Genomic DNA, 26,589 nt, shown 5'->3' on the forward strand with positions numbered 1-26,589 from the left:
GCCCACACCGAGCCGTACGAGGGATGGGGAGGGCTGCTGAGGCCGCCGGGCACCGCGGGTGCCGGGCCCGGCTCCCCTCCCCCACCTGGGCACACTCCCGCTCCGATGCAGTACGTTCGGGACATGTCCAAGGCCGCGAAGACACCCCGTGCCACGTCCACGCCCGACGCTCAGGAGAGCCCGGCGGGGACCCGCGCCGCCGCGCAGCGGCTGAAGATGCGACGGGAGCTCGCCGCCGCGGCCATGGAACTCTTCGCCACGAAGGGCTACGAGGCCACCACGGTCGACGAGATCGCGGCGGCCGCCGGAGTGGCCCGCCGGACCTTCTTCCGCCATTTCCGCTCCAAGGAAGAGGCGATCTTCCCGGACCACGACGACACCCTGGTGCGCGCCGAGGCGGTGCTGAACGCCGCACCGCCGCACGAGCACCCGCTCGACACGGTGTGCCGGGGCATCAAGGAGGTCATGAAGATGTACGCGGGTTCGCCCGCGGTCTCGGTGGAGCGCTACCGGCTCACCCGTGAGGTGCCGACGCTGCGGGAGCGGGAGATCGCCTCGGTGGCGCGTTACGAGCGCCTCTTCACCCGCTATCTGCTCGGCCACTTCGACGAGCGCGACCACCACGACGGCAACGACGACCCGCTGCTCGCCGAGGTGGCCGCCTCCGCGGTGGTCACCGCCCACAACCACGTGCTGCGGCGGTGGCTGCGCGCGGGCGGCCAGGGCGACGTGGAGGCCCAGCTCGACCACGCCTTCGCGATCGTGCGGGAGACCTTCGGCACGGGCATAGGCGCCCGGCCGGCCACGGCGGGTGCCCCGTCCGCCGCCGCCGTCGCGGAGCCGGCGCCGCCGGTCGCCGCGACCGCCTCCACGACGGGTGACGTGGTCGTCGCCGTGGCGCGGACGGACGCGCCGCTGGACGAGGTCATGCGGACGATCCAGCAGGCCCTGAAGAAGGGCTGAGACGAGGCGTACGCACGCGTAGCTCAGCCGTAGCTCGCTCCACGACGAGGGCCGCTCCCGGTTTCCGGGGGCGGCCCTCGTCGCATCCGCCCAGTTCAGGGGCATTTTCGATCGATCATCGCTCATCCGTGAGCAGCAGATTGCATCTGAGTGAAATTGTTGGCACGCAGTGCCTTGTCAGGTGACACGGCGTGCCATACGTTGATGTTGTCCGGGCGGCCGGCGCGCCGAGACCATCTCGTGCGCCGGCTGTCCCCGCAAGCGATCCTGCTCGTGCGCCCGGACGCCTGCGTCACAGGCACCCTCGCGCCGCACCAAGGCGCCGCCACAGCACCACCGCGCCGAACCGACGGCACACCTCCACAGCACCAACCCCGACGTAACCCTCAGCGCGTCACCCCTCAGACGCCGCACCGCCGGAGGCATCCCGTGAAGGACATCCTGGACGCGATCCAGTCGCCCGACTCCACCTCGGCCGACTTCGCCAACATCCAGCTCCCCGAGTCGTACCGCGCCGTCACCGTCCACAAGGACGAGACGGAGATGTTCGCCGGGCTCGCCAGCCGCGACAAGGACCCGCGCAAGTCGCTCCACCTGGACGAGGTCCCGCTGCCCGAGCTCGGCCCGGGCGAGGCGCTGGTCGCCGTCATGGCGTCCTCGGTGAACTACAACTCGGTCTGGACCTCGATCTTCGAGCCCGTCTCGACCTTCGGTTTCCTGGAGCGCTACGGCCGCCTGTCCGAGCTCACCAAGCGCCACGACCTGCCGTACCACATCATCGGCTCGGACCTCGCGGGCGTCGTCCTGCGCACCGGCCCGGGCGTCAACTCCTGGAAGCCCGGCGACGAGGTCGTCGCGCACTGCCTGAGCGTCGAGCTGGAGTCCTCGGACGGCCACAACGACACGATGCTCGACCCCGAGCAGCGCATCTGGGGCTTCGAGACCAACTTCGGCGGTCTGGCCGAGATCGCCCTGGTGAAGTCGAACCAGCTGATGCCGAAGCCCGACCACCTGAGCTGGGAGGAGGCCGCCTCCCCCGGTCTGGTCAACTCCACCGCCTACCGCCAGCTGGTCTCCCGCAACGGCGCCGGCATGAAGCAGGGCGACAACGTCCTGATCTGGGGCGCGAGCGGCGGCCTCGGCTCCTACGCCACCCAGTTCGCGCTGGCCGGCGGCGCCAACCCGATCTGTGTCGTCTCCTCGCCGGAGAAGGCCGACATCTGCCGGGCCATGGGCGCGGAGGCGGTCATCGACCGCAACGCCGAGGGCTACAAGTTCTGGAAGGACGAGAACACCCAGGACCCGCGCGAGTGGAAGCGCTTCGGCTCCAAGATCCGCGAGCTGACCGGCGGCGAGGACATCGACATCGTCTTCGAGCACCCGGGCCGCGAGACCTTCGGCGCCTCGGTGTACGTCACCCGCAAGGGCGGCACCATCACCACCTGCGCCTCCACCTCGGGCTACATGCACCAGTACGACAACCGCTACCTGTGGATGTCGCTGAAGCGCATCATCGGCTCGCACTTCGCCAACTACCGCGAGGCGTGGGAGGCCAACCGCCTGATCGCCAAGGGCAAGATCCACCCGACGCTCTCCAAGGTCTACTCCCTGGAGGACACCGGCCAGGCCGCCTACGACGTGCACCGCAACCTGCACCAGGGCAAGGTCGGCGTGCTCGCCCTCGCGCCCCAGGAGGGCCTCGGCGTCCGCAACCCGGAGATGCGCGAGAAGCACATCGACGCCATCAACCGCTTCCGTAACATCTGACCCCGGGACCACAGATGACAGAGCGTCAGACAGCATCGCGGGCGCGAAGGGAAAAGGACCGGCCGTGGCTCATGCGGACCTACGCCGGTCACTCCACCGCCGAGGCGTCGAACGAGCTCTACCGGCGGAACCTCGCCAAGGGCCAGACCGGCCTCTCGGTCGCGTTCGACCTGCCCACGCAGACCGGCTACGACCCCGACCACATCCTCGCCCGCGGCGAGGTCGGCCGGGTCGGGGTTCCCGTCTCGCACCTCGGTGACATGCGGCGGCTGTTCCAGGACATCCCCCTGGAGCAGATGAACACCTCCATGACCATCAACGCCACCGCCATGTGGCTCCTGGCGCTCTACCAGGTGGTCGCCGAGGAGCAGGGCGCGGACATCACCAAGCTCCAGGGCACCACCCAGAACGACATCGTGAAGGAGTACCTGTCGCGCGGGACGCACGTCTTCCCGCCCGGCCCCTCGCTCCGCCTCACGACGGACATGATCGCGTACACGGTCAACCACATCCCGAAGTGGAACCCGATCAACATCTGCAGCTACCACCTGCAGGAGGCGGGCGCGACCCCGGTCCAGGAGATCGCGTACGCCATGTCCACGGCCATCGCCGTCCTCGACGCCGTCCGCGACTCGGGGCAGGTCCCCGAGGAGCGGTTCGGCGAGGTCGTCGCCCGGATCTCGTTCTTCGTGAACGCCGGCGTCCGCTTCATCGAGGAGATGTGCAAGATGCGCGCCTTCGGCCGCATCTGGGACACCGTCACCCGCGAGCGGTACGGCATCGAGGACCCCAAGCAGCGCCGCTTCCGCTACGGCGTGCAGGTCAACTCGCTCGGCCTGACCGAGGCCCAGCCGGAGAACAACGTCCAGCGCATCGTCCTCGAGATGCTGGCCGTCACCCTCTCCAAGGACGCCCGCGCCCGCGCCGTCCAGCTGCCCGCCTGGAACGAGGCGCTCGGCCTGCCGCGGCCCTGGGACCAGCAGTGGTCGCTGCGCATCCAGCAGGTCCTGGCGCACGAGTCGGACCTCCTGGAGTACGAGGACATCTTCGCCGGCTCGCACGTCATCGAGGCCAAGGTCGAGGCCCTGGTCACCGAGTGCCTGGCCGAGATCGAGCGGATCCAGGAGATGGGCGGCGCCATGGCCGCCGTCGAGTCCGGCTACCTGAAGGCCCAGCTGGTCGCCTCGCACGCCGAGCGGCGGGCCCGTATCGAGTCCGGCGAGGAGAAGATCGTCGGCGTCAACATCTTCGAGACGACCGAGCCGAACCCGCTCACCGCCGACCTCGACACCGCGATCCAGACGGTCGACCCGGCCGTCGAGGCCCGGGTCGTCTCCGCCCTCGCCACCTGGCGCGACACCCGCTACCAGCCGCCGTTCAACCACCCGCGGCCCTGCAAGGCGCTGGAGCGCCTCAAGGAGGCCGCCAAGGGCACCGGCAACCTCATGGAGGCCACGCTGGAGTGCGCCCGCGCCGGCGTCACCACCGGCGAGTGGGCCGGGGCGCTGCGCGAGGTCTTCGGCGAGTTCCGCGCCCCGACCGGCGTCTCCTCCGCTCCGGTCGCCGTGCCGGCCGAGGAGGGCTCCCCGCTCGCCGAGGTGCGCCGCAAGGTGGACCGCACCGCCCAGGACATGGGCGTCGGCAAGCTCCGCTTCCTGGTCGGCAAGCCGGGCCTGGACGGGCACTCCAACGGCGCCGAGCAGATCGCCGTACGGGCCCGCGACGCCGGCTTCGAGGTGGTCTACCAGGGCATCCGGCTGACGCCCGAGCAGATCGTGGACGCGGCCCTCGAGGAGGACGTGCACGCGGTCGGCCTGTCGATCCTGTCCGGCTCGCACGCCCAGCTCGTACCGGACGTCCTCGACCGGCTCAAGGACGCCGGCGCCGCCGACATCCCGGTCGTCGTCGGCGGGATCATCCCGAACGCCGACGCCGAGGAGCTCAAGGCGGCGGGCGTGGCCGCCGTCTTCACCCCGAAGGACTTCGGCATCACCGGGATCATCGGCCGTATCGTCGACGAGATCCGGAAAGCGAACCAGCTCAGCCCCCTTGAAAGTACGGAGGTCCCCGCATGACCAGCACGCCCGTGAACCGGCTGCGTCCCCGCCGCTCCTGCCTCGCGGTGCCCGGCTCCAACCCGCGCTTCCTCGAGAAGGCCCAGGGTCTGGCCGCCGACCAGGTCTTCCTGGACCTCGAGGACGCGTGCGCTCCGCTGGCCAAGCCGGAGGCCCGGCACACCATCGTGAAGTTCCTCAACGAGGGCGACTGGACCGGCAAGACCCGGGTCGTGCGGGTCAACGACTGGACGACCCACTGGACCTACCGTGACGTCGTCACGGTCGTCGAGGGCGCCGGCCAGAACCTCGACTGCATCATGCTGCCGAAGGTGCAGAACGCCGAGCAGATCGTGGCGCTCGACCTGCTGCTCACCCAGATCGAGAAGACCATGGGCTTCGAGGTCGGCAAGATCGGCATCGAGGCGCAGATCGAGAACGCCCAGGGCCTGACCAACGTCAACGCGATCGCCCAGGCCTCGCAGCGCGTCGAGACGATCATCTTCGGCCCGGCCGACTTCATGGCCTCCATCAACATGAAGTCGCTGGTCGTCGGTGAGCAGCCGCCCGGCTACCCGGCGGACGCCTACCACCACATCCTGATGAGCATCCTGATGGCCGCCCGCGCCAACAACCTCCAGGCGATCGACGGCCCCTACCTCCAGATCCGCAACCAGGAGGGCTACAAGGCGGTCGCCCAGCGCGCCGCGGCCCTCGGCTTCGACGGCAAGTGGGTGCTGCACCCGGACCAGGTCGCCGCCGCGAACGAGATCTTCTCGCCCTCGCAGGAGGACTTCGACCACGCCGAGCTGATCCTCGACGCGTACGACTACTACACGTCCGAGGCCGGCGGGAAGAAGGGCTCCGCGATGCTCGGCGACGAGATGATCGACGAGGCCTCCCGCAAGATGGCCCTGGTCATCTCCGGAAAGGGCCGTGCCGCCGGCATGCAGCGCACCACCAAGTTCGAGATCCCGGAGGCCTGATCCCCGATGCAGTTCGGCCGCACCTACGAAGAGTTCGAGATCGGCGCCGTCTACAAGCACTGGCCCGGAAAGACGGTCACCGAGTACGACGATCATCTCTTCTGTCTGCTGACGATGAACCACCATCCGCTGCACATGGACGTGAATTACGCGGAGAACACGACGGACTTCAAGAAGAACGTCGTCGTCGGCAACTACATCTACTCGCTGCTGCTCGGCATGTCCGTGCCGGACGTCTCCGGCAAGGCGATCGCCAACCTGGAGATCGAGTCGCTGCGGCACGTGGCGCCGACCTTCCACGGCGACACCATCTACGGCGAGACGACCGTCCTGGACAAGACGCCGTCGAAGTCGAAGAGCGACCGCGGCATCGTCTACGTCGAGACCAAGGGCTACAAGCAGGACGGCACCCTGGTGTGCGTCTTCCGCCGCAAGGTGATGGTCCCGACCGCCGAGTACATCGACGCGCGCGGCGGCGAGCAGCCCGGCCGCCCCGAGCTGAAGGAACAGGGGAAGTAGTCATGGCGCGACTCGCCCAGACCCACGGTCTGACCGACGTCCAGCAGGAGATCCTCGCCACCGTCCGGGACTTCGTCGACAAGGAGATCATCCCGGTCGCCACGGAGCTCGAGCACCGGGACGAGTACCCGCAGCAGATCGTGGACGGGCTCAAGGAGCTCGGCGTCTTCGGCCTGATGATCCCCGAGGAGTACGGGGGCCTGGGTGAGTCGCTGCTCACCTACGCGCTGTGCGTGGAGGAGATCGCGCGCGGCTGGATGTCGGTGTCCGGCATCATCAACACCCACTTCATCGTGGCGTACATGCTCAAGCAGCACGGCACCCAGGAGCAGAAGGACTACTTCCTTCCGCGGATGGCGGCCGGCGAGACGCGTGGCGCGTTCTCGATGTCGGAGCCGGGCCTCGGCTCGGACGTGTCGGCGATCACGTCGAAGGCGGTCAAGGACGGCGACGAGTACGTCCTGAACGGCCAGAAGATGTGGCTGACGAACGGCGGCACGTCAACGCTGGTCGCGGTGCTCGTCCGAAGTGACGAAGGACACCCCGAGGGGACCGCCCCGCACAAGTCGATGACGACCTTCCTCGTCGAGAAGGAGCCCGGCTTCGGAGAGGTCCGGCCCGGCCTCACCATTCCCGGGAAGATCGACAAGATGGGTTACAAGGGCGTTGACACGACCGAACTCATCATGGACGGACTGCGCATTCCGGCCAATCGCGTCCTGGGCGGGGTCACCGGCCGAGGGTTTTACCAAATGATGGACGGCGTGGAGGTCGGCCGCGTGAACGTGGCGGCGCGTGGCTGCGGCGTCGCTCAGCGTGCCTTCGAGCTGGGCGTCCAGTATGCCCAGCAGCGTCACACTTTCGGTAAGCCGATCGCCCAGCACCAGGCGATTCAGTTCAAGCTGGCCGAGATGGCTACCAAGGTCGAGGCCGCTCATGCCATGATGGTGAACGCAGCACGCAAAAAGGACTCCGGGGAACGAAACGACCTCGAAGCAGGGATGGCGAAGTACCTCGCCTCCGAATACTGCAAGGAGGTCGTCGAGGATGCCTTCCGTATCCACGGCGGTTACGGCTTCTCGAAGGAGTACGAGATCGAGCGTCTCTACCGCGAGGCGCCGATGCTGCTCATCGGTGAAGGTACCGCCGAGATCCAGAAAATGATCATTGGTCGTCGGCTGCTCGAGGAGTACCGGTTCCAGGGTTGATTGTCGCTTTTGAGTCGGTTTGGCCGCGAAGAAGATCACACCCTGTGTTCGTCTTCCGGCCGCCGACTCGGCTGCTGGCTTGCCCAGTTGCGGCTCGCAACCGATAGCATCGCCGGAAAGCCGCCGTCCCCCGTTGCCAGCGCGGCATCATCCGCTACGAAGGTCATCCATGCCCCACAGCCAAACCTCTGCACACCGCGACAGCCTCAAGGGCGTACGCATCGCACGCGGAGCATCGCCGTGGCTTCTGCCGACCGTCGCCACCGCGGCGCTCAGCCTCGCGCGCTCCCGCAAGTCGACGCGCGCCAAGGCCATCGCCGTGCCGGTCACCGCTCTCGCGGCCGGCATGCTGTGGTTCTTCCGCGACCCCGAGCGCGAGATCGCTCAGGGCCGGGTCATCTCGCCCGCGGACGGTGTGGTGCAGAGCATCATGCCGTGGAAGGACGGACGCACCCGGGTCGCCATCTTCATGAGCCCGCTGAACGTCCACGTCAACCGCGCGCCGCTGGCCGGCACGGTGACGTCCGTGGAGCACGTGCCCGGTGGCTTCGTGCCGGCGTTCAACAAGGAGAGCGAGAACAACGAGCGCGTTGTCTGGCACTTCGACACGGAGCTCGGCGACATCGAGATGGTGCAGATCGCCGGTGCCGTCGCCCGGCGCATCGTGCCGTACATCCCGCAGGGGACGAAGGTCGAGCAGGGTGACCGGATCGGCCTGATCCGCTTCGGTTCGCGCGTCGACATCTACCTTCCGGAGGGTGTCGAGGTCGCCGTCGAGGTCGGACAGACCACGACCGCGGGGGTGACTCGCATTGACCGTGATTGATCCCGACACACGGGCGGCCGACTGGGCCGCCGACGCGCAGGCGGAGGCCGTGCCGGAAGCCGAGGAGATGCCGCTGTCGCTGAGGCTGTCCATAGCGGATGCCCTCACGCTCGGTAACGCCACGTGCGGCTTCATGGCGGTGTACTTCACCACCACCGGCATCCTCATCCCGCACCTCACCGGGAGCAGCGAGACCGGCATGGCGCGCAACAGCGCCGCCACCGCCGTGATCCTGATGCTGTGCGCGGCGATCTTCGACCTCTTCGACGGCATCGTGGCGCGCAAGCTGCGCTCGTCGCCGATGGGCGCGGAGCTCGACAACCTGTCGGACCTGATCAGCTTCGGTCTGGCGCCGGCGTACTTCGTGCTCGTGTACGGGATGGTCGCGGACGACGCCCAGCAGAAGGTCTCCGCGGTGGCCGCCATCGTGGTGCTGCTGGCGGTCGTGCTCAGACTCGCGCGGTTCTCCTGCGTGACGATGAAGGACGGCATGTTCCAGGGCATGCCGAGCCCCTTCGGCGCGCTGACGGTGGTCTCGATCATCCTGCTGGAGCTGCCGTTCATCCCGACGCTGTTCGCGATCATCGGTACGGCGTGGCTGATGGTGAGCCGCGTGGAGTACCCGAAGCCGCGGGGCGCCCTCGCGGTGGCGATGCTCAGCTGGATCGTCGGTGCGATGGCCATGCTGGCGGCCTGGGCGTTCGACGCCCCGGGCGGTCAGTTCCTGCTCCAGACCGGCTGCGCGCTGCAGGTGGTGCTGGGCGCCGTGATCCCCCTCTTCGCGACGGCCCGGCGAGTGAACACCTTCCGCGACAACCGGCGCGAGAGCCGGGAGGCGCGGCAGGCGCAGGCGGCGCAGCTGCCGTAAGGACGACGGAACGGCGAAGGGCCCCGGACGCGGATCGCGTCCGGGGCCCTTTCGTGTGCCCGGCCCTTTCGTGTGCGGCGGGGGCCGTCAGGCGGGCAGGCGCTTGTAGTAGAGGGTCGTGGGGCGCAGGGTGCCGGACGGGTCGGCGGCGAAGTCGGGGACGGTGCCGGCCGCGGTCCAGCCGGTGGCGCGGTAGAGGTGTTCGGCGGGGCTGCCGGTCTCGGTGTCGAGGACGAGCAGGCGCAGACCGAGGGCGGCGGCGTGGGCCTCGGCGGCGGCGAGGAGGCGGCGGGCGAGGCCCTGGCCGCGGGCGGCGCGGTGGACGGCGAGCTTGGCGATCTCGCCGCGGTGGCGGCCGTTTTCCTTGGTCTCGCGGACGAGCGTGACGGCGCCGAGCACGTGGCCGCGGGCGTCGTACGCCGCCCACACCTCCCGCTCCCCCGCGGCGGCCTCCCACCAGGCGGCGGCCTCCGAGGCCTCCAGCGGCCTCAGGAAGCCCAACGAGGCCCCGCCCTCGACCGCGTCCACCAGCAGGCCCGCAAGGCCGTCGGCGGCCTGCCCACGGACCTCCTCGGGCCCGAGCCGTCTGATGTCGGCCCTCGGCGGTGGCCCGTCGGGGCCGTCACCCTCACCGGCGGTCCGTCCGACGCCCGGCGTCCCGGACGGCCCCGACGGCAGGCCGGACTCTTCGCTCCGTACGTTCGCGTTCATGCGCCCGAGCCTCACACCCGCGTGTTACGCGGGTGTGTCCCGGCTCCGGGCGGCCGGCCGCGGCACCCGGGCGGCCTGCGCGGCCCGGGTCGCGGCGCGGACGGTCAGGACAGGAAGTCCCGGGCGATGTCCGCCGCCACCTGCTCCAGGAGCGGGCCCGCGTTGGCGATGGACTTCGCCGGGTCCGGCTCCAGGGCGGTGAGCGGGTAGGCGCGGCGGATGCCGGCGGCGCCGAGGGTTTCGGGGGCGAGGGCGAGCCGGCCGCAGACCGCGACGACGTCCTTGCCGGCGGCGCGGGCCGCCGCGGCGACGCCCGCCGGGGCCTTGCCGTGCAGGGTCTGCTCGTCGAGGGAGCCCTCGCCGGTGATGACCAGGTCGGCGCGCTCCAGGGCCGTGGCGAAGCCGAGGACCTCCAGCATCAGCTCGATGCCGGGCCGGAAGCTCGCGCCGAGCAGCAGGGCGCCGTAGCCGATGCCGCCCGCGCCGCCGGCGCCGGGAGACGCGGCGAGTTCGGCGGCCTTGGGGCCGATCGCCTTCTCCAGGATCCGGGCGTAGTGGGCGAGGGCCGCGTCGAGGGTCTCGACGTCCTCCGGGGAGGCGCCCTTCTGCGGGCCGTACACCGCCGCGCAGCCCTTCGGGCCGGTGAGCGGGTTGTCCACGTCGCTGGCCAGGACGAAGTCGACCTCGGCGAAGCGCGGGTCGACGCCGGACAGGTCGGCCGAGGCGAGCGAGGCCAGCGCGCCGCCGCCGGGGCCGACGGGCTTGCCGTCGGCGTCGAGGAAGCGGGCGCCGAGCGCGGCCAGCATGCCGGCGCCGCCGTCGGTCGTGGCGCTGCCGCCGACGCCGAAGACGATCGTGGTGGCGCCCGCGTCGAGCGCGGCGCGCAGCACCTCGCCGGAGCCGTAGGTGGTGGCGGTCAGCGCGGCGAAGACCCCGGCCGGCAGGAGCTGGAGGCCGGACGCCTCCGCCATCTCCACCACCGCCGTGGTCCCGCGCAGCGCGAACGCCGCCGTGACGGGCTCGCCGAGCGGCCCGGTGACGGAGACCTCGCGCCGTTCGAACCCGGCCGCGACGGCCGCCGCGACGGTGCCGTCACCGCCGTCCGCGACGGGCAGCGTCTCCACTTCGAGCTCCGGGACGACCCGTCGCAGTCCTGCTGTGACCCGCTCCGCGACCTGTACGGCCGTGAGCGAGCCCTTGAACTTGTCGGCCGCGACGAGCACGCGTGCGACCTCAGTTACTGCTCCGTCCGTCACCTTGCATCCCTTGCTTTCGAACAGGCAGTCGCGCCGAGGCCGACCCTATCCGTCCGGCCAGACGGCGTGCCACCCCCTGATAAGGCGATATTCCGCACCATAGTGGGGCCATATGAGCATGGAACCGATCGATCAAATCGAAGAACAAAGGCCCCGCCCCGACCCAAAGGTCATCGGAATCGGAATGGCGGCCGTGGTCGCGGTGGTGGGCTGGGCGGCGCTCGGCAAGGAATCCTTCGACGACGCCTCCTCCTCGGCCCTCGGCTGGGTGCTGTCCGATTTCGCCTGGCTGTTCGTGACCGCGGCGGACCTGTTCCTGGTGCTGTGCGTGGTGATCGCGCTGAGCCGCTTCGGCCGGGTCCGGCTCGGCGCGGACGACTCACGGCCGGAGTTCACGAACCTCGCGTGGATCGCGATGATGTTCAGCGCCGGCATGGGCATCGGCCTGATGTTCTACGGGGTCGGGGAACCGCTCCAGCACTATCTGGACCCGCCGCCGGCGAGCGGTGTCCCGCCCCGGTCGGGCGCCGCGGCCCGTACCGCCCTGGAGTACTCGTTCTTCCACTGGACGCTCACTCCCTGGGCGATCTACGGCATCGCCGGCCTCGCCCTCGCCTACGCGGGCTTCCGCAAGGGCCGCGGGAACACGCTCAGCGCCGCGTTCGTGCCCCTGCTGGGCGAGCGGCGGGCCCGGTCCTGGCCGGGCAGGGCGATCGACCTGCTCGCGGTGTTCGCGACCGTCTTCGGCACGGCGACGAGCCTGGGCCTCGGCGCGCTCCAGGTGGCGGAGGGCCTGAACCTCACCGTGGGCGTGCGGAACTCCACGCGACGCAGCTGGTCGTCATCACGGCGCTCTCGGCGGCGTTCGTCCTGTCGGCCTTCTCGGGCCTGCACAAGGGCGTGAAGTGGCTGTCCACGCTGAACATCGTGCTCGCGGCCGGCCTGATGCTGTTCGTGTTCCTGCTCGGCCCGACCGTCTACGTGCTCGACACGATCCCCGCCTCGGTCGGCGGCTATCTGCACCAGCTGCTGCCGATGGCGAGCCGGACCGGCGCCTTCACCGACCGGGCCTGGCTGGGCAGCTGGACGATCTTCTACTGGGCGTGGTGGCTGTCCTGGGCGCCGTTCGTCGGCACCTTCATCGCCCGGATCTCACGCGGCCGCACCGTCCGCGAGTTCCTGGTCGGGGTGCTGCTCGTGCCGTCGGGCGCCACCGTGATCTGGTTCTGCGTCATGGGCGGCACGGCGATCCGGCTCGACTCCACGGGCGCCGCCGACCTGGCGGGCGCGGTGCGGGACGGGGCGGAGGCCTCGCTGTTCGCGATGCTGGACGCGCTGCCGATCGGCACGGTCACCTCGTATCTGGCGATGCTCCTGGTCATGACGTACTTCGTGACGAGCGCGGACTCGGCCTCGCTCGTGATGGGCTCGCTCACCAGCCGCGGCGCGCTGCACCCGCCGACCTGGCTGGTGGTCGCCTGGGGCGTGCTGATGGCGGCGGTCGCGGCCGTGCTGCTGGTCGCCGGCGGCCTGAACTCGCTGCAGACGGCGACGATCCTGGTCGCGCTGCCGTTCGTGCTGGTGATGCTGGGACTGTGCTGGGCGCTGCTGAAGGAGCTGCGCGAGGACCCGGGCGCGGGCCCGGTCCGGTCTCCGGCGCCGCACGGCGTGCGGGACGCGGTGCGGGCGGCGGTCGGGGACGCGACGACCGGCCAGGCGCCCTCGCGCCACCACCGGCTGCGCCGGGCGGCGGCCAGGTCCCGGGCCGGGGCCGAGGACGACTGACGCGGGCCGGGGCCGAGGACGAGGACGACTGAGGGGGGCCGAGGGCGACGACGGAGGGGGCCGAGACCCGCGACGACCGACGGGCCGGGCCGCCCGGGGCCGGGCGGGCGCGTCACCGCGCGGCGCGGCCCCGCATTGGGTACACCGGAGGCATGGGCCTGCTCAAGCACAGTGAACTCGCGGACCGGATCCTCGGCGGCTGGACGGGGCGGATCGCCGGGAACATGCTCGGCAAGCCGGTCGAGAGCGGCGAGCACTGGACGCCCGCGCGGATCGACGACTATCTGCGGCTGACCGGCGCCCTGCCGCTCACCGACTATCTGCCGCCGCCGCCCGCCGCGGGCGCCGACGGCTTCGAGCTCCGCCCGGAGTGGCCGCAGTGCGTGCGCGGCCGGATCAACGGCAGCTGCCGGGACGACGACGTCGACTACTCGATCCTCGGCCTGCACGTGCTGGAGACCCGCGGTTTCGCGTTCACCACGGAGCAGGTCGGCGAGCAGTGGCTGCTGAGGCTGCCGTATCTGCAGACCTTCACGGCGGAGCGGGTGGCCTACCGGAATCTGGCCAACGGTCTGAAGCCGCCGCTGACCGCCACGTACGACAATCCGTACCAGGAGTGGATCGGCGCGCTGATCAGGGCGGACGTCTACGGCTGGACCTCGCCGGGTGATCCGCGCCGGGCCGCCTCGCTGGCCCGGCGCGACGCGGCGCTGTCCCACACGGGCAACGGCGTGTACGGGGCGATGTGGGCGGCGGCGCTGGTGGCGGCCGCGTTCACGGCGCCCGACGCGCGTACGGCGGTGGCGAGCGCCCTGGAGCGCATCCCGGCGAGCTGCCGGCTGGCCAGGACCGTGCGGCACACGACGGCGCTGTACGAGGCGGGTGTCGAGTGGTCCGAGGCGCTGGCCGAGCTGGCGAAGGAGACCGGCGCGCTGGGCTGGATCCACACGGTCCCGAACGCGGCGGTGCTGACCGCCGGTCTGCTGTACGGCGAGGGGGACTTCACCCGCACCGTCGCGCTGACCGTGCGCGGCGGCCTGGACACCGACTCCAACGGGGCGACGGCCGGCTCGGTCGCCGGCGTGATGTGCGGTGCCTCGAACATCCCGCCCCAGTGGTCGGAGCCGCTGAAGGACCGGGTGCGCAGCGCGATCATGGGCTTCGACGGGGCGCGGATCAGCGAACTGGCGGAGCGGACGGTGCGGCTCGCGGAACTGGCGCGCTGATCCAGGGGCGCCGCCCGGCCCCGCTCGGGCTCGGGCGGCACCGGAAAATCGGCTCGCGGGAGGGCTTCGGGCACGCCTACGCTCGCGTCATGACGATGGTCGCGATCCTCAGCGGTGCCGGTATCTCCACGGACTCGGGCATCCCCGACTACCGGGGACCCGACGGGCTGTGGCGCCGTGACCCGGGGGCCGAACGGCTCGTCACCTACGGGCCGTACATGGCGGACCCGGAGGTCCGCCGCCGGTCGTGGCGGATGCGGCTCGACGGGCCGGGGCTGCGAGTCGAGCCGAACGTGGCGCACCATGCCGTCGCCGCGTACGAGAAGAGCGGCAACGCGCTGCGGGTGATCACGCAGAACGTGGACGGGCTGCACCAGGCCGCCGGTGTGCCGGAGCGCAAGGTGCTCGAACTGCACGGCTCGGCGCGGTCGGTGGTGTGCACGGCGTGCCACGCCCGTTCGTCGATGGCCGAGGCCCTGGAGCGGGTGACCGCCGGCGAGGCCGATCCGGCGTGCCTGAAGTGCGGCGGGATCCTGAAGTCGGCGACCGTGATGTTCGGGCAGCGGCTCGATCCGCGGGTGCTGGCGCAGGCCATGTCGATCGCGAAGGCCGCCGAGGTGTTCATCGCCGTCGGCACGAGTCTGCAGGTGCAGCCGGCCGCCTCGCTGGCGGGCATCGCCGCCGAGCACGGGGCCCGGCTGATCATCGTCAACGCCGAGCCCACGCCGTACGACCCGCTCGCCGCCGAGGTGCTGCGCGAGCCGATCGGTACGGCGCTGCCCGCGCTCCTGGAGCGCCTGCGCTAGAAGAGGGCGTCGGGGGCCGCGCCCGACTCGAAGGCGAGCAGGCGCTTCTTGCGGTCGAGGCCGCCGCCGTAGCCGGTGAGGCTGCCGCCGGAGCCGATCACCCGGTGGCAGGGCACGATGATCGTGACCGGGTTCTTGCCGTTGGCGAGGCCGACCGCGCGGGAGGCCCCGGAACTGCCGAGGGCCTCCGCCAGTTCGCCGTACGTCCGGGTCTCGCCGTACGGGATCCGCCGGAGCTGCTCCCAGACGCGGAGCTGGAACTCCGTGCCGACCAGGTGCAACGGCAGGTCGAACTCGGTGAGTTCGCCGGCGAAGTACGCGTCGAGCTGGCGCACCGCCTCCGTGAAGGGACGCGGGTCGGGCGTGCCGAAGGTCTCCTCCGGCGGGCGGTGGCGCTGGTCGGTCATGTACATCCGGCTGAGGACGCCGTCGACGGCGACGAGGGTCAGCAGGTCGTAGGGGCTGTCCACGACCGTGTGCTGGACGGTGGGCATGGGCGGTCGGCTTCCTTAGGCGGGGAGGTGGTTGATCGGATGGGAGTCGGTGGCCCACAGGTACTGCACGGCGTAGGCGCGCCAGGGCCGCCAGCGCGCGGCGCGGGCCGTCAGCGCGGCGGGGGTGGCGGGCAGTCCGAGGCCCTGGGCCGCGCGCCGGACGCCGAGGTCGCCGGGCAGGAAGGCGTCGGGGTCGCCGAGCGCCCGCATGGCGATGACCTCGGTGGTCCAGGGGCCGAAGCCGGGCAGCGCGAGCAGCCGGGCCCGGGCCTCGGCCCAGTCGCTCTCGGGGCCGAGCGCGAGCGTGCCGTCGGCGAGCGCGGTGACGAGGGTGAGCAGGGTGGTGCGCCGGCTCTGCGGGAGGGCGAGGGTGCTCGGGTCGAGGCCGGCGAGCGCCGCGGGCGTCGGGAAGAGATGGGTGAGGCCGCCCTCGGGATCCTCGACGGGCTCGCCGTGGGCGGTGACCAGGCGGGCCGCGTGGGTGCGGGCGGCGGCCGTCGACACCTGCTGGCCGAGCACCGCCCGTACGGCGAACTCGGCGGCGTCGACGGTGCGCGGCACCCGCCGCCCGGGTGCGGCGTCGACGAGCGGCGCCAGCAGCGGGTCGGTGCGCAGCTGGTCGTCGACGGCGACGGGATCGGCGTCGAGGTCGAGCAGCCGGCGGCAGCGGCTGATGGCGTGGGTGAGGTCGCGCGGGTCGGTGAGGGACAGCCGGGCCTGGACGTGGTCGGGGCGCGGGGCGAGGGCGACGATGCCGTGTCCGTGGGGCAGGGCGAGGGTCCGCCGATAGGCGCCGTCGCGCCATTCCTCGACGCCGGGGACGGCGGTCGCGACGAGGTGCCCGAAGAGGTTGGAGGGGTTCAGCGGGGCGCGGAACGGCAGTCGAAGGGTGATCGCCCCGGGAGTGGCCGACAGGGCCTCACGGGAGCCGTCGGCGCGGGCGTCCGGTGTGCGGGAGCCCTGCGGGCGCGAGGCCTGGGCGACGCGGGAGCCGTGCGCGCGGGAGCCCTGGGCACGGGTGCGCAGCTCGCCGGGCGTGAGGGCGAACACCTCGCGGACGGTGTCGTTGAAGGTGCGGATCGAGGCGAAACCGGCCGCGAACGCGACCTGGGCCATGGGCAGCGGCGTCGTCTCGATCAGCACCCGGGCCGTCTGCGCGCGCTGGGCGCGGGCGAGGGCGAGCGGGCCGGCGCCCAGCTCGGCGTACAGCTGGCGCTCGATCTGCCGGGCGCTGTAGCCGAGCCGGGCGGCGAGGCCCGGGACGCCCTCCCGGTCGACGACGCCGTCCTGGATGAGCCGTACGGCGCGGGCGACGGAGTCGGCGCGGGCGTTCCACTCGGACGAGCCGGGGCTGGTGTCGGGCCGACAGCGCTTGCAGGCCCGGAAACCGGCCCGCTGACAGGAGGCGGCGGTGGGATGGAACTCCATGTTCTCGGGCTTGGGCGGCCGGGCGGGGCAGCTGGGCCGGCAGTAGATCCGAGTGGTGCGCACGGCGGTGAAGAACACGCCGTCGAAGCGGGCGTCCTTCGACTGGACGGCCCGTACGCAGCGCTCGGTGTCGGTGTGCATGCTTCAAGGATCGGCGATCGGCGACGACCGGGCTGGCGAGAAAACGACATCAACGTCCGGCGGGACCCGTGGCGCCGTCGGGGCCGCCGGGGCCCTCGGGTCCGGCGTCGGCGAGCGCCTTCGCGAAGGTGTCGTACGCGGCCTGGTCGAAGAGCACGAACCGGACCTCGCGGACGGGCGGAGCGGCCTCCTGCCGCACCGTACGGATCGCGACGCGGGCGCCGTCGTCCATGGGCCAGCCGTAGACACCGGTGGAGATCGCGGGGAAGGCGACCGTCGACGCGCCCAGTTCCGCGGCGACGCGCAGCGACTCGCGGTAGCAGGAGGCGAGGAGCGCCGTGCGGTCCTCCTCGCGGCTGTGCACCGGGCCGACGGTGTGGACGACCCAGCGGGCGGCGAGGTTCCCGGCGGTGGTGGCGACGGCCTGGCCCGTGGGCAGTCCGCGGCCGTAGTGCCCGGCGCGCAGCGTGCGGCAGGCGTCGAGGATCGCGGGGCCGCCCCGGCGGTGGATGGCGCCGTCGACCCCGCCGCCGCCGAGGAGCGAGGAGTTGGCGGCGTTGACGACGACGTCGGCGTCCTGGTCGGTGATGTCGCCGCGGACGAGGACGATCCGGGGCCGGGAGGTGCTCATCCCTCCATCCTCACGCCGCGGCCCGCGGCCCGCACGGCTTTTTCGCGCCGGGAGCGGCGTGGCGACGGCCTTCGGGTGTGTCGTTCGCCCGGGAGCCCCGCGGGGTCGCGTAGAACGGTCCCTCATGAGTGGTGCCATCAGCCTCGGTCAGGCCGTGGTCCTCGGAGTCGTCGAGGGTGTCACGGAGTTCCTGCCGGTCTCCTCCACCGGCCATCTGAAGATCACCGAAGGGATCATGGGCATCCCGGTCGCGGACGCGTCCGTGGTCGGCTTCACCGCCGTCATCCAGGTCGGCGCGATCGCCGCCGTGCTCGTCTACTTCCGCCGGGACATCGCCCGCATCACCACCGCCTGGGTGCGCGGTCTGACCGACAAGGAGGAGCGCTACCACCACGACTACCAGTTCGCCTGGTGGGTCGTGCTGGCCACGCTGCCGGTGGTGGCCGTCGGCCTGGCCGCGAAGTCCCTGATCGAGGGCCCGCTCGCCTCGCTGTGGGTGGTGGCGGGATCGCTGATCGCGGGCAGCGGTGTCATGTGGGCGGCCGACCGGATGGGCCGCCACAAGCGCGGCGAGGACGACACCGGCTTCAAGGACGCGATGCTGGTGGGCGGCTCGCAGATCCTGGCGCTGCTCTTCCCGGGCTTCTCCCGTTCCGGCGCGACCATGTCCACCGCTCTGATGCTGGACCTGGACCGGGTCGCCGCCACCCGGCTCTCCTTCTTCCTCGGCATCCCCGCCCTCACCGGCGCCGGACTGTACGAGCTCAAGGACGCCGTCGGCGCCGGCGTGGGCGCCGCACCGCTGGTGGTCGGCACGGCCGTGTCCTTCGTGGTGGCCTACGCGTCCATCGCCTGGCTGCTGCGGTTCGTCGCCGCGCACTCGTTCAACGCCTTCGTCGTCTACCGCGTGGCCGTCGGTCTGCTGCTGTTCGCCCTGCTGGGCACGGGCGTGCTCAACGCCTGACGGGGCCGCGCTCGCGGACCCGGTCGTCGAGGCGGCGCAGGGCGCGGTGGAGTTCGCCACGGGCGCCGAAGGGGACGAGGGCCGCCCGGCCCGGGAGGCGGACGCCGCCGGTGAGGGCGACCAGGGTGCCGTCGGGCGCGGGCACGGCGGCCATCCCGATGATCAGGAAGCGGCTCTGGAGCCAGCACCAGCCGGGCCTGAGCACGCCGTGGAAGTGGGCGCGCAGGCCGTAGCGGCTGACGGCGAGCGCCTCCACGCGGTCGCCGTCCGTCCGCAGCACGCGCACCCGGCGCATGTCGGGCTGGAAGCGGCCGAACTCGCCCTCCAGGTCGCCCATCACGGCCCACACGTCGGCGAGCGGCGCCGGGACGACGCCCTCGACGAGCCGGGCGCCACGGACCCCGGCGGCCATGGCGCGCAGCCGGCGCACGTCGTCGAGACCGTGGCGGGAGTCGGAACCGGAACCGGAGTGGAGGTCGGAGCCCGGGCCCGACGGATGCGCCGGGTGGGACGCGGCCGCCGGGCCGGAGGGAGTCGTCGGGCCGGAGGAAGTCGTCGGGTCGTCGGGGATCATGCGGACCACGCCTTTCGGAAGCTCACCCGGGCGCGGTGCAGCCGGGACTTGGCGGTGCCGGTGGAGACGCCGAGCAGCCGCGCCGCGGTCTGCTCGTCGAGCCCTTCGACGTCCCGCAGCACGAGGATCGCGCGGTGCCGCGGGGAAAGCCGGGCCAGGACGTCGTGGATGTCGGCGGCGAGCTGCGGGTCGCCGGGTGCCGGGAGTTCGGTCAGTTCGGCTGGGCGGGCACGGGCGGAGGAGCGGGCGACCCGGACCGCCTCGCGTACGGCGATCGTGCGCACCCAGCCGTAGAGCGTCTCCGGTTCGCGCAGGGTGCGCAGCGAGCGGAACACCGCGACCAGCGCCTCCTGCGTGGCGTCCGGCCCGTCGTCGAGCGCGATCGGGCCGCAGATGCGGCCGACGTAGGGCAGGAGGTGGTCGAGGAGGTCGTGCAGGGCGAGGGTGTCGCCGCGGCGGGCGGCGCGGGCGAGGGCGACGCCCCGGGCCCGGCCGTGGTCATCGAGCACGGAGGAACTCTTCCATGAGGCCGTTGACGGTGTCGGCGCAGTCCAGGGTCAACGCGTGGCCGCAGCCGTCGAGTTCGTGGACCTGGACGTCGGGCAGCAGGGCGCCGAAGCGGCGCGCCTGTGCCACCGGGAGCACGGTGTCCTGGCGGCCCCACACGAGGAGGACGGGAGTGCGGGTGCGGGGCAGCGCGGCCTCGGTCTCGCGCCAGTCGAGGCCGCGTTCGAGGCGGTAGACGGAGCGGCGGTTGTCGTCGAAGGTGCCGGGTGTCCACAGGGCGTCGACGGTCTCGTCGGTGGCGAGCTCCTGGTGGACGAGCAGTCCGCGCAGCGAGGACGCGGCGGCGGAGCGGCCGGAGCCGAGATTGGTCAGCAGCTCGCCGACGGCGGGGAGTTTGAGCGCCTCCCAGGCCGCCGGGTCGCGCTCGTCGAGGCCGGACGGTGCGAGGAGGACGAGGCCGTCGATCCGTTCGGGGTGCCGCTGGGCGTAGGCGAGGGCCCAGCCGCCGCTCCAGGAGTTGCCGGCGAGGGCGGTGCGTGGCAGCCGTACGGCGTCGAGGAAGCTGTCGACGGCCTCGGTCATCCCGTTCAGGTCCCAGGTGAAGTCCCTCGCGCGCAGCCGGGTGTAGCCCTGGCCCGGCAGGTCGACGGCGTAGACGGTGTGGTCGCGGGAGAGGGCGTCCAGCTGCCGCTGCCAGGCGAAGGTCCAGGAGGCGCCGGGCGAGAGCAGCACGACCGGCGAGCCGGTGCCGCGCCTGACGTAGTGGAAGCGGGCGAGCGGGGTGTCGACGAAGCGGGAGCCGGCGGCCGTGGCGGAGCGCGGTGGGCGGTCGGCGGGCTGTTCGGCGGGCCGGTATCCGTACGCGCCGTACAGCAGGGCTCCGGTGAGGGCGAGCGGCAGGGCGAGCGCGGTGCGCCGGAGCCACACCGCCTTGGCCGGGCCGCCGCGTGTCTTCTCGCCCCAGGCGCCCGCGGCCCGGGCGGCGGCCAGGCCGAAGGCGAGGCAGAGCGGCGTGTAGAGGAACAGGTTGAGCCGGTCGAAGGTCTCGCCCGCGCCGTCGCCGGCGCCCGCCGCCCAGGCGAGGCCGGCCGTGCCGCGGACGAGGAGCCCGGCCGCGACCGCGAGCGTGACGGCGCCGAGCAGCGGGCGCAGCCGGCGGCCGCCGCGCCCGTTCCCGTACGCGAGGACGGCCGCCGCAGCGGTGAACAGCAGGGCCGCCAGCGGCAGCAGCACGCGAGGCGTGAACGGCACGACGCCGCCGAGGACCGCGAGGGACAGCGCGCGCGCGTCCGGCGCGGGCCAGGTCGCCCCGGTCGTCCAGTACAGGTGCAGCAGGCCGTCGGCGGCCAGCAGTCCGGCGACCGCTCTCGCCGCCCGCCGCCTGGTGATGCCCTTCATGAGTGCCCCCTCCGTGGGTCGCGGATGAACCGACACCCCAAGGAGGAGGCGGAGGGCACGAACGTTCCCCGTGAGCCGCGTCACAGTGCGCGGGCGGGTAGCCGGTACGGGTCCGGTGCGGGCGCGGTGCGTCCGCGTACGGGCCCGGCGGCGGAGGGGCCGGGGCGGGGCGGGCTCGGTGCAGGCGCTGTCAGCGCGCGCCCGGGGCGCGCAGGCGGCGCCAGACGGCCTTGGCCGCGTTGTGGCCGGACATGCCGTGGACGCCGGGGCCGGGCGGGGTGGCGGAGGAGCAGAGGAAGACCGCGGGATGCGGGGTGGAGTAGGGGAACAGCGAGAGTTTGGGGCGCAGCAGGAGCTGGAGGCCGCGAGCGGCGCCGCAGGCGATGTCGCCGCCGACGTAGTTGGCGTTGCGCTCGGCGAGTTCGGGCGGGCCGGCGGTGGCGCGGGCGAGGATCAGGTCGCGGAAGCCGGGCGCGAAGCGCTCGATCTGCCGCTCGATCGCGTCGGTGAGGTCGCCGCGCCAGCCGTTGGGGACGTGGCCGTAGGCCCAGAAGACGTGCTTGCCGTCGGGCGCTCGGCCGGGGTCGACGAGGCTGGGCTGGGCGGTGATGAGGAACGGGGTGTCGGGCGCGGTGCCGGAGGACGCCTGGCGCAGGGCGGTGTCGATCTCGCCCCGGGTCGGGCCGACCTGGACGGTGCCCGCCCGGCGCGCGGCCTCCGCGGTCCACGGCACGGGGCCGCTCAGGGCGTAGTCGATCTTGAACGCGCTGGCGCCGTAGCGGTAGCGGTCGTAGGCGGCGCCCAGACCGGCGATCCGCGCGAGGGCGGTGGGCGAGGTGTCGAAGACGTAGGCGCGGGCCGGCGGCAGGTCGTCGAGGCGCTTGACCTCGTAGTCGGTGTGGACGGCGCCGCCGAGGTCCTTCAGGTACGCGGCGAGGGCGTCGGAGATCGACTGGGAGCCGCCGCGGGGCATGGGCCAGCCGGCGGTGTGCGCGGCGAGCGCGAAGACCAGCCCGACGGCGCCGGTCGCGAAGCCGTCGAGCGGTGCGATGACATGGCCGACGAGTCCGGCGAGCAGGGCCTGGGCCTTCTCGTCGCGGAAGCGTCTCAGCATCCAGGCGGCCGGCGGGAGTCCGGTGAGGCCGAAGCGGGCGAGGGTGACCGGGTCGCGGGGCAGCGCGGTGAGCGGCAGCTGCATGAAGTCCCGGACCAGCGTGTCCCAGTGCGGCAGGAAGGGAGTGACGAGCCGCCGGTAGGTGCCGGCGTCCCGCGGCCCGAAGGAGGCGGCGGTCTCGGCGACCGAGCGGGCGAGGACGGCCGCGGTGCCGTCGTCCCAGGGGTGGGCCATGGGCAGCTCGGGGTGGAGCCACTCCAGGCCGTAGCGCTTCAGCGGCATCGTGTTGAAGACCGGGGAGCCGACGCCGAGCGGGTGCACGGCGGAGCAGGGGTCGTGGCGGAAGCCGGGCAGGGTGAGTTCCTCGGTGCGGGCACCGCCGCCGACCGTGGACTTCGCCTCGAACACGGCGACGGAGAAACCGCGCCGCGCGAGCTCCACGGCGGCGGTCAGTCCGTTGGGCCCCGCTCCCACGACGACGGCATCGAGCATCGACGGCACCTCGGACTCCTTCGTCAGCCAGCCGGCGGCCGGCAGGCGGCCGGGAACCCAGCATATTCCCGCGCCTGTACGGGACTTACCCGGCCCCGGCCCCGGCCCCGGCCTGCCGGGCCGCGCCGCCCGGGCACGCGCCGGCCACGCACGGGCGGTGTCGGGGCCGGGTGCGGTGTCGTCGAGCCACGCACGGGCGTCGCCTGGCCCGGGCGCGGTGTCATCGGGCGGCGAGCAGGGCGCGGACGCGTTCGGCGGTGGCCGCGTCGCGGGCGGCGGTGAACGGCAGCGCGTTGCCGCCGGTGACGCGGAAGGGCTCGCCGGTGAGGGTCAGGTCGGCGCCGCCGGCCTCGGCGACGAGGAGCAGTCCCGCGGCGTGGTCCCAGGCGTACTCCCAGGAGAAGGCGACGGCGTCGAGCTCGCCCCGGGCGACGGCCAGGTATTCCAGGCCGGCGGAGCCGCAGGGCCGCGGGCCGACGCCCTCGGTGCGCAGGGCGAGCAGGGCGCGCTTCTGGTCCGGGGTGGTGTAGTCGGGGTGGGAGGTGGCGACCTCCAGGACCGCTCCGGCGGCGGGCGCGCCCGACCGTATCGGCTGCCCGTTCAGGGTGGCGCCGCGGCCGCGGACGGCGACCGCCATCTCCTCCAGGACCGGAGCGAAGGTCCAGGAGGCGAGGACCTCGCCGCGGCGGGCGAGGGCCACGAGGGTGCAGAAGCCGGCCTCGCCGCGGACGAACTGGCGTGTGCCGTCCACCGGGTCGACGATCCACACCGGCGCGTCGCCCTTGAGGGCCTCGTACACCGCGGGGTCGGCGTGCACGGCCTCCTCGCCGACCACGACGGAGCCGGGCAGCAGGGCCGTGAGGGATGCGGTGAGGTGGGCCTCGGCGGCCCGGTCGGCGACGGTGACCAGGTCGTGCGGCCCGTTCTTCTCGACGATGTCGTCCGCGCCGAGCTGCCGGAAGCGCGGCAGGATCTCGGCGGCGGCGGCCTTGCGGACGGCCTCCTCCACCTCGGTGGTGCCGCCCGCGAGGACATGGGCGAGGAAGTCGTCTTCTCCGGTCGTGCGTCGTTCCGTCATGCGTCCATCCCACCACACGCGTCTGACATCCCGGGGTCCTCACGGCGACCTGTGGACAACCGGCGGGCGGCCGGGCGGCCGCGAGTACGCTTTGATCGAGTTTCACCCGATGGATACGGTGCGACCTCCAGGGAGGGTTCCGTGCACGGCGAGTACAAGGTCCCGGGCGGCAAGCTGGTCGTGGTCGACCTCGACGTGGAGGACGGCGTGCTGCGCCGGGTGCGGGTCGCCGGTGACTTCTTCCTGGAGCCGGACGAGGCGATCGGGGCGATCGACCGGGCCCTGGAAGGCGCTCCCGCCGACACGGACGCCGCGGGCCTCGCGGCCCGTATCGACCAGGCGCTGCCGCCGGGCACGGAGATGTTCGGCCTGACGACGGAGGGCGTCGGGGTGGCGGTGCGCCGGGCGCTCGCGCACGCCACCGACTGGACGGACTACGACTGGCAGCTGGTCCACGAGCCGCCGCGGTCGCCGGCGCTGCACATGGCGCTCGACGAGGTCCTGACGGCCGAGGTCGCGGCCGGCCGGCGGCCGCCGACGCTGCGGGTGTGGGAGTGGGCCTCGCCCGCCGTGGTGATCGGCAGCTTCCAGTCGCTGCGCAACGAGGTGGATCCGGAGGCGGCCGGGCGGCACGGCATCGAGGTGGTGCGCCGGATCAGCGGTGGCGGGGCCATGTTCATCGAGCCCGGCAACACCATCACGTACTCGCTGTCGGTCCCCGACGCCCTGGTCCAGGGCCTGTCCTTCACCGACAGCTACGCGTATCTCGACGACTGGGTCCTCGGCGCCCTCGCCGACATGGGCGTCAAGGCCTGGTACCAGCCGCTGAACGACATCGCCACCGACGCCGGGAAGATCGCGGGCGCCGCCCAGAAGCGCGTGGTCGCGGGCGAGGGAGCGGTGCTGCACCACGTGACGATGGCGTACGACATCGACGCCGACAAGATGACGCAGGTGCTGCGGATCGGGCGCGAGAAGCTCTCCGACAAGGGCACCAGGAGCGCGAAGAAGCGGGTGGACCCGCTGCGCCGGCAGACCGGTCTGCCGCGCGAGGCGGTCATCGACCGCATGATCGCCTCCTTCCGCGGCCGGTACGGCCTGACGGAGGGCCGGGTCACCGAAGAGGAGCTGGCGCGGGCGAAGGAACTGGCGGAGAGGAAGTTCGCGTCGCCGGAGTGGACGGCGCGCGTGCCCTAGCCGGGGCCGGCTGCCGGCGGGGGACCTCGTAGGCTCCCGGCATGCGGATCGAACGACCGGTGCGGCCCGGGCTGCGGATGGAGTGCGCCGACGGCGGACGTCTCGTCCTGCTGCAGGACGGGCGGCCCGTGCTGTTCGCGCGCCAGCGGGCGAGTCGTCACGGCGTGCATTACGCGCGGACCGGCGCCTACGCGTCCCCGCTCCCCGCGTTGCGTGCCGCCACGGCCCGCGCCTTCGCCGACTTCGCGCCGCCCGGCTCGGAGGCCTGGTCGGAGCGCTGGGCCGCGTACGCGGAGGCGGAGCTGCGTGGGGCCGCGGACGGGCCGCTGCACGAGGGCGAGTGGAACCTGGGCCCGATGACTCCGGGCTGGTTCGTGGACGACAACTGGGCCAAGCTGCTGCCGTATGACACCGACCGAGGCCATCTCACCTGGTTCGGTCACGGCGACCCGGCCGAGGACGCCCGCGATCTGCTGCCGCTGCGGGCGCTGTCCGTGACAGAGGCGCCGCGGGTGAAGGCGTACCGGCGCCAGTACCGCGAGGGTGTGCTGCCGCCCGTTCTGCTGTGGTGGGTCAGCGGGCTGGCCTCTCCCGTCGTTCTCGACGGGCACGACCGGCTGGTGGCGGCACTCGCGGAGGGCGGGCGGCCGGCCGTGCTGCTGCTCTCGCGGGCGGTCGACGCCGCCTATGTGGCGGCGTGTGTCGAGCGGCCGGTCAAGGAGTACGAACAGCACATGGCCGCGCTCGGGGACGGTCCCTTCGCCGGGGTGAAGGCCGCCGCCGCGGGCCGGGAGCTCGCGGGCGCCCTGCGGGCGGTCGAGCGGGCCACGGAGATCACCCGAGCCTGGCCGCTGGCCGGAGGCGTGGCCGCCTGGGAGCGGGCCGCGGCGGCACATGTGCCCGGCTGGGGCCCGGAGCCCCTGCCCTGAGCGGAGAAGGTCAGGCGGCGGCGGGCGTGCGGGCGACGAGGACGAACTCGTTGTACGGGAAGGCCTTGCCGACCGAGCGCGCGAAGGGGAACGAGTAGGTGCGCTCGACGGTGAGGCCGACCTTCTCGGCGTGGGCGCGCATGCCGTCGAAGTCGACGAACCGCACGTGCGTCGCGTCGGTCTTGTAGCCGGCCTCCTGCGGACAGATCAGCACGACCGAGCCGCCGGGTTTCACCAGCGGCAGGTACTGCTCGAGGATCGTGTTCCCGAGCGCCTCGTCCATGTGCTCCAGAACGTGGGCGCACAGCATGCTGTCGAAGGAGCCGGGGCCGCAGTCGGGGGCCTCGGCGAGCTCGTCGGGCGTGTACGCGTTGAGGCCGCGCTCGCGGCAGGTGGCGACGGAGGTGGCGTTGTGGTCGACGCCGACGCTGTCGGGGCCGCAGTTCAGCAGATTGCGGCCGATGCCGCAGCCGACGTCGAGGACGCGCCCGAGGCCGAGCCGCTTCAGGTTCCACCGGTACGGGGCCTGGGTGGGCAGCAGCCGCTTGATCCCCGAGGTCTCCAGCCGGGCGAGCCGCTGGGTGTAGTCGGAGGACTCCGTGCCGGGCATTCGACGACCGCCTTCTGTTGCTTGGTGTGAACGGAAAACGACACCGTGGAGGGTGAG

Annotated in this window: 24 protein-coding genes and 1 pseudogene; 14 read left to right on the plus strand and 11 right to left on the minus strand. The window is 72.6% G+C overall.

Going from position 1 to position 26,589, the window contains the following annotated elements:
• The first annotated feature begins 123 nt into the window (after positions 1 to 123).
• The 8 genes from ACIGO8_RS09130 to pssA all read left to right on the plus strand — a co-directional run bounded on the left by ACIGO8_RS09130 (position 124) and on the right by pssA (position 9,191).
• Complete coding sequence (locus tag ACIGO8_RS09130) at positions 124 to 963, plus strand: TetR family transcriptional regulator (RefSeq protein ID WP_399726217.1); 840 nt, start codon at positions 124 to 126, stop codon at positions 961 to 963.
• Positions 964 to 1,392: 429 nt separating this feature from the next.
• The gene (gene ccrA / locus ACIGO8_RS09135) at positions 1,393 to 2,730 is read left to right on the plus strand and encodes a crotonyl-CoA carboxylase/reductase (protein ID WP_399726220.1); all 1,338 of its coding nucleotides are present in this window, start codon (positions 1,393 to 1,395) and stop codon (positions 2,728 to 2,730) included.
• 14 nt (positions 2,731 to 2,744) lie between these two features.
• Complete coding sequence (locus ACIGO8_RS09140) at positions 2,745 to 4,805, plus strand: protein meaA (RefSeq protein WP_399726223.1); 2,061 nt, start codon at positions 2,745 to 2,747, stop codon at positions 4,803 to 4,805.
• On the plus strand, positions 4,802 to 5,770 hold the full coding sequence (locus ACIGO8_RS09145; RefSeq protein ID WP_376633379.1) for an HpcH/HpaI aldolase/citrate lyase family protein: 969 nt from the start codon (positions 4,802 to 4,804) through the stop codon (positions 5,768 to 5,770). The genes ACIGO8_RS09140 and ACIGO8_RS09145 overlap by 4 nt, the downstream gene beginning before the upstream one ends.
• A gap of 6 nt (positions 5,771 to 5,776) precedes the next feature.
• Positions 5,777 to 6,289, plus strand: a complete 513-nt coding sequence (locus ACIGO8_RS09150) for a MaoC family dehydratase (RefSeq protein WP_128981445.1) — start codon at positions 5,777 to 5,779, stop codon at positions 6,287 to 6,289.
• 2 nt (positions 6,290 to 6,291) lie between these two features.
• The gene (locus tag ACIGO8_RS09155) at positions 6,292 to 7,497 is read left to right on the plus strand and encodes an acyl-CoA dehydrogenase family protein (RefSeq protein WP_365345121.1); all 1,206 of its coding nucleotides are present in this window, start codon (positions 6,292 to 6,294) and stop codon (positions 7,495 to 7,497) included.
• Between the two features lie 169 nt (positions 7,498 to 7,666).
• Complete coding sequence (locus tag ACIGO8_RS09160; protein ID WP_399726228.1) at positions 7,667 to 8,323, plus strand: phosphatidylserine decarboxylase; 657 nt, start codon at positions 7,667 to 7,669, stop codon at positions 8,321 to 8,323.
• Complete coding sequence (pssA, locus tag ACIGO8_RS09165) at positions 8,316 to 9,191, plus strand: CDP-diacylglycerol--serine O-phosphatidyltransferase (RefSeq protein ID WP_399726821.1); 876 nt, start codon at positions 8,316 to 8,318, stop codon at positions 9,189 to 9,191. Before ACIGO8_RS09160 ends, pssA begins: the two co-directional genes overlap by 8 nt.
• Positions 9,192 to 9,278: 87 nt before the next feature.
• Here the strand turns inward: pssA and ACIGO8_RS09170 are convergent, their stop codons facing one another.
• Together ACIGO8_RS09170 and ACIGO8_RS09175 are read right to left on the minus strand one after the other, a co-directional pair.
• Positions 9,279 to 9,902, minus strand: coding sequence for a GNAT family N-acetyltransferase (locus ACIGO8_RS09170; protein WP_399726230.1), 624 nt, complete (start codon positions 9,900 to 9,902; stop codon positions 9,279 to 9,281).
• Positions 9,903 to 10,006: 104 nt separating this feature from the next.
• Entirely contained in the window at positions 10,007 to 11,158 is a 1,152-nt protein-coding gene (locus tag ACIGO8_RS09175) for a glycerate kinase (RefSeq protein ID WP_399726233.1), read from the minus strand.
• Between the two features lie 112 nt (positions 11,159 to 11,270).
• Here ACIGO8_RS09175 and ACIGO8_RS09180 point away from each other — a divergent pair.
• The 3 genes and pseudogenes from ACIGO8_RS09180 (at position 11,271) to ACIGO8_RS09190 (ending at position 14,975) form a co-directional block, all read left to right on the plus strand.
• A pseudogene (locus ACIGO8_RS09180) lies at positions 11,271 to 12,943 on the plus strand (BCCT family transporter).
• A gap of 152 nt (positions 12,944 to 13,095) precedes the next feature.
• Positions 13,096 to 14,169 (plus strand): ADP-ribosylglycohydrolase family protein, encoded by a 1,074-nt coding sequence (locus tag ACIGO8_RS09185; protein ID WP_399726236.1) that lies wholly within the window; start codon positions 13,096 to 13,098, stop codon positions 14,167 to 14,169.
• Between the two features lie 89 nt (positions 14,170 to 14,258).
• Positions 14,259 to 14,975: an SIR2 family NAD-dependent protein deacylase gene (locus tag ACIGO8_RS09190; RefSeq protein ID WP_399726239.1), complete on the plus strand. Its 717-nt coding sequence runs from the start codon at positions 14,259 to 14,261 to the stop codon at positions 14,973 to 14,975.
• On the opposite strand, the gene ACIGO8_RS09195 is transcribed toward ACIGO8_RS09190, so the two are convergent.
• Genes ACIGO8_RS09195 through ACIGO8_RS09205 form a run of 3 tightly spaced genes read right to left on the minus strand, consistent with a single transcriptional unit; the run spans position 14,972 to position 17,669 of the window.
• Complete coding sequence (locus ACIGO8_RS09195) at positions 14,972 to 15,469, minus strand: methylated-DNA--[protein]-cysteine S-methyltransferase (protein ID WP_399726241.1); 498 nt, start codon at positions 15,467 to 15,469, stop codon at positions 14,972 to 14,974. The genes ACIGO8_RS09190 and ACIGO8_RS09195 overlap by 4 nt on opposite strands.
• A 15-nt stretch (positions 15,470 to 15,484) precedes the next feature.
• Positions 15,485 to 17,038 (minus strand): AlkA N-terminal domain-containing protein, encoded by a 1,554-nt coding sequence (locus ACIGO8_RS09200; RefSeq protein ID WP_399726244.1) that lies wholly within the window; start codon positions 17,036 to 17,038, stop codon positions 15,485 to 15,487.
• A 49-nt stretch (positions 17,039 to 17,087) separates the two neighbouring features.
• Positions 17,088 to 17,669, minus strand: coding sequence for an O-acetyl-ADP-ribose deacetylase (locus ACIGO8_RS09205; protein ID WP_399726247.1), 582 nt, complete (start codon positions 17,667 to 17,669; stop codon positions 17,088 to 17,090).
• Positions 17,670 to 17,793: 124 nt separating this feature from the next.
• On the opposite strand from ACIGO8_RS09205, the gene ACIGO8_RS09210 reads away from it, so the two are divergent.
• Complete coding sequence (locus tag ACIGO8_RS09210; RefSeq protein ID WP_399726250.1) at positions 17,794 to 18,633, plus strand: undecaprenyl-diphosphate phosphatase; 840 nt, start codon at positions 17,794 to 17,796, stop codon at positions 18,631 to 18,633.
• Here ACIGO8_RS09210 and ACIGO8_RS09215 read toward each other — a convergent pair.
• The 5 genes from ACIGO8_RS09215 to ACIGO8_RS09235 form a co-directional block, all read right to left on the minus strand.
• Complete coding sequence (locus tag ACIGO8_RS09215; RefSeq protein ID WP_399726253.1) at positions 18,623 to 19,207, minus strand: SRPBCC family protein; 585 nt, start codon at positions 19,205 to 19,207, stop codon at positions 18,623 to 18,625. The two genes, ACIGO8_RS09210 and ACIGO8_RS09215, sit on opposite strands and share 11 nt — an antisense overlap.
• Positions 19,204 to 19,716 carry an RNA polymerase sigma factor gene (locus ACIGO8_RS09220; RefSeq protein ID WP_399726257.1) on the minus strand — a complete coding sequence of 171 codons (513 nt, stop codon included), beginning with the start codon at positions 19,714 to 19,716 and terminating at the stop codon, positions 19,204 to 19,206. The genes ACIGO8_RS09215 and ACIGO8_RS09220 overlap by 4 nt, the downstream gene beginning before the upstream one ends.
• A complete protein-coding gene (locus ACIGO8_RS09225) occupies positions 19,706 to 21,112 on the minus strand; it encodes an alpha/beta fold hydrolase (RefSeq protein WP_399726260.1) in 1,407 nt (468 codons plus the stop codon). Before ACIGO8_RS09225 ends, ACIGO8_RS09220 begins: the two co-directional genes overlap by 11 nt.
• A gap of 190 nt (positions 21,113 to 21,302) precedes the next feature.
• A complete protein-coding gene (locus ACIGO8_RS09230; protein ID WP_399726263.1) occupies positions 21,303 to 22,727 on the minus strand; it encodes a phytoene desaturase family protein in 1,425 nt (474 codons plus the stop codon).
• 211 nt (positions 22,728 to 22,938) lie between these two features.
• Entirely contained in the window at positions 22,939 to 23,796 is an 858-nt protein-coding gene (locus ACIGO8_RS09235; RefSeq protein WP_399726265.1) for an inositol monophosphatase family protein, read from the minus strand.
• 141 nt (positions 23,797 to 23,937) lie between these two features.
• Here ACIGO8_RS09235 and ACIGO8_RS09240 point away from each other — a divergent pair, with 141 nt between their 5' ends.
• Together ACIGO8_RS09240 and ACIGO8_RS09245 are read left to right on the plus strand one after the other, a co-directional pair.
• Entirely contained in the window at positions 23,938 to 24,993 is a 1,056-nt protein-coding gene (locus tag ACIGO8_RS09240) for a biotin/lipoate A/B protein ligase family protein (RefSeq protein ID WP_399726268.1), read from the plus strand.
• A 41-nt stretch (positions 24,994 to 25,034) separates the two neighbouring features.
• A complete protein-coding gene (locus ACIGO8_RS09245) occupies positions 25,035 to 25,922 on the plus strand; it encodes a hypothetical protein (protein ID WP_399726271.1) in 888 nt (295 codons plus the stop codon).
• 10 nt (positions 25,923 to 25,932) lie between these two features.
• Here the strand turns inward: ACIGO8_RS09245 and ACIGO8_RS09250 are convergent, their stop codons facing one another.
• Entirely contained in the window at positions 25,933 to 26,532 is a 600-nt protein-coding gene (locus ACIGO8_RS09250; protein ID WP_399726274.1) for a class I SAM-dependent methyltransferase, read from the minus strand.
• Positions 26,533 to 26,589: the final 57 nt, after the last annotated feature.

The sequence above is a fragment of the Streptomyces sp. NPDC053493 genome (genome assembly GCF_044544825.1).
In the GTDB taxonomy this organism is placed as follows: domain Bacteria; phylum Actinomycetota; class Actinomycetes; order Streptomycetales; family Streptomycetaceae; genus Streptomyces.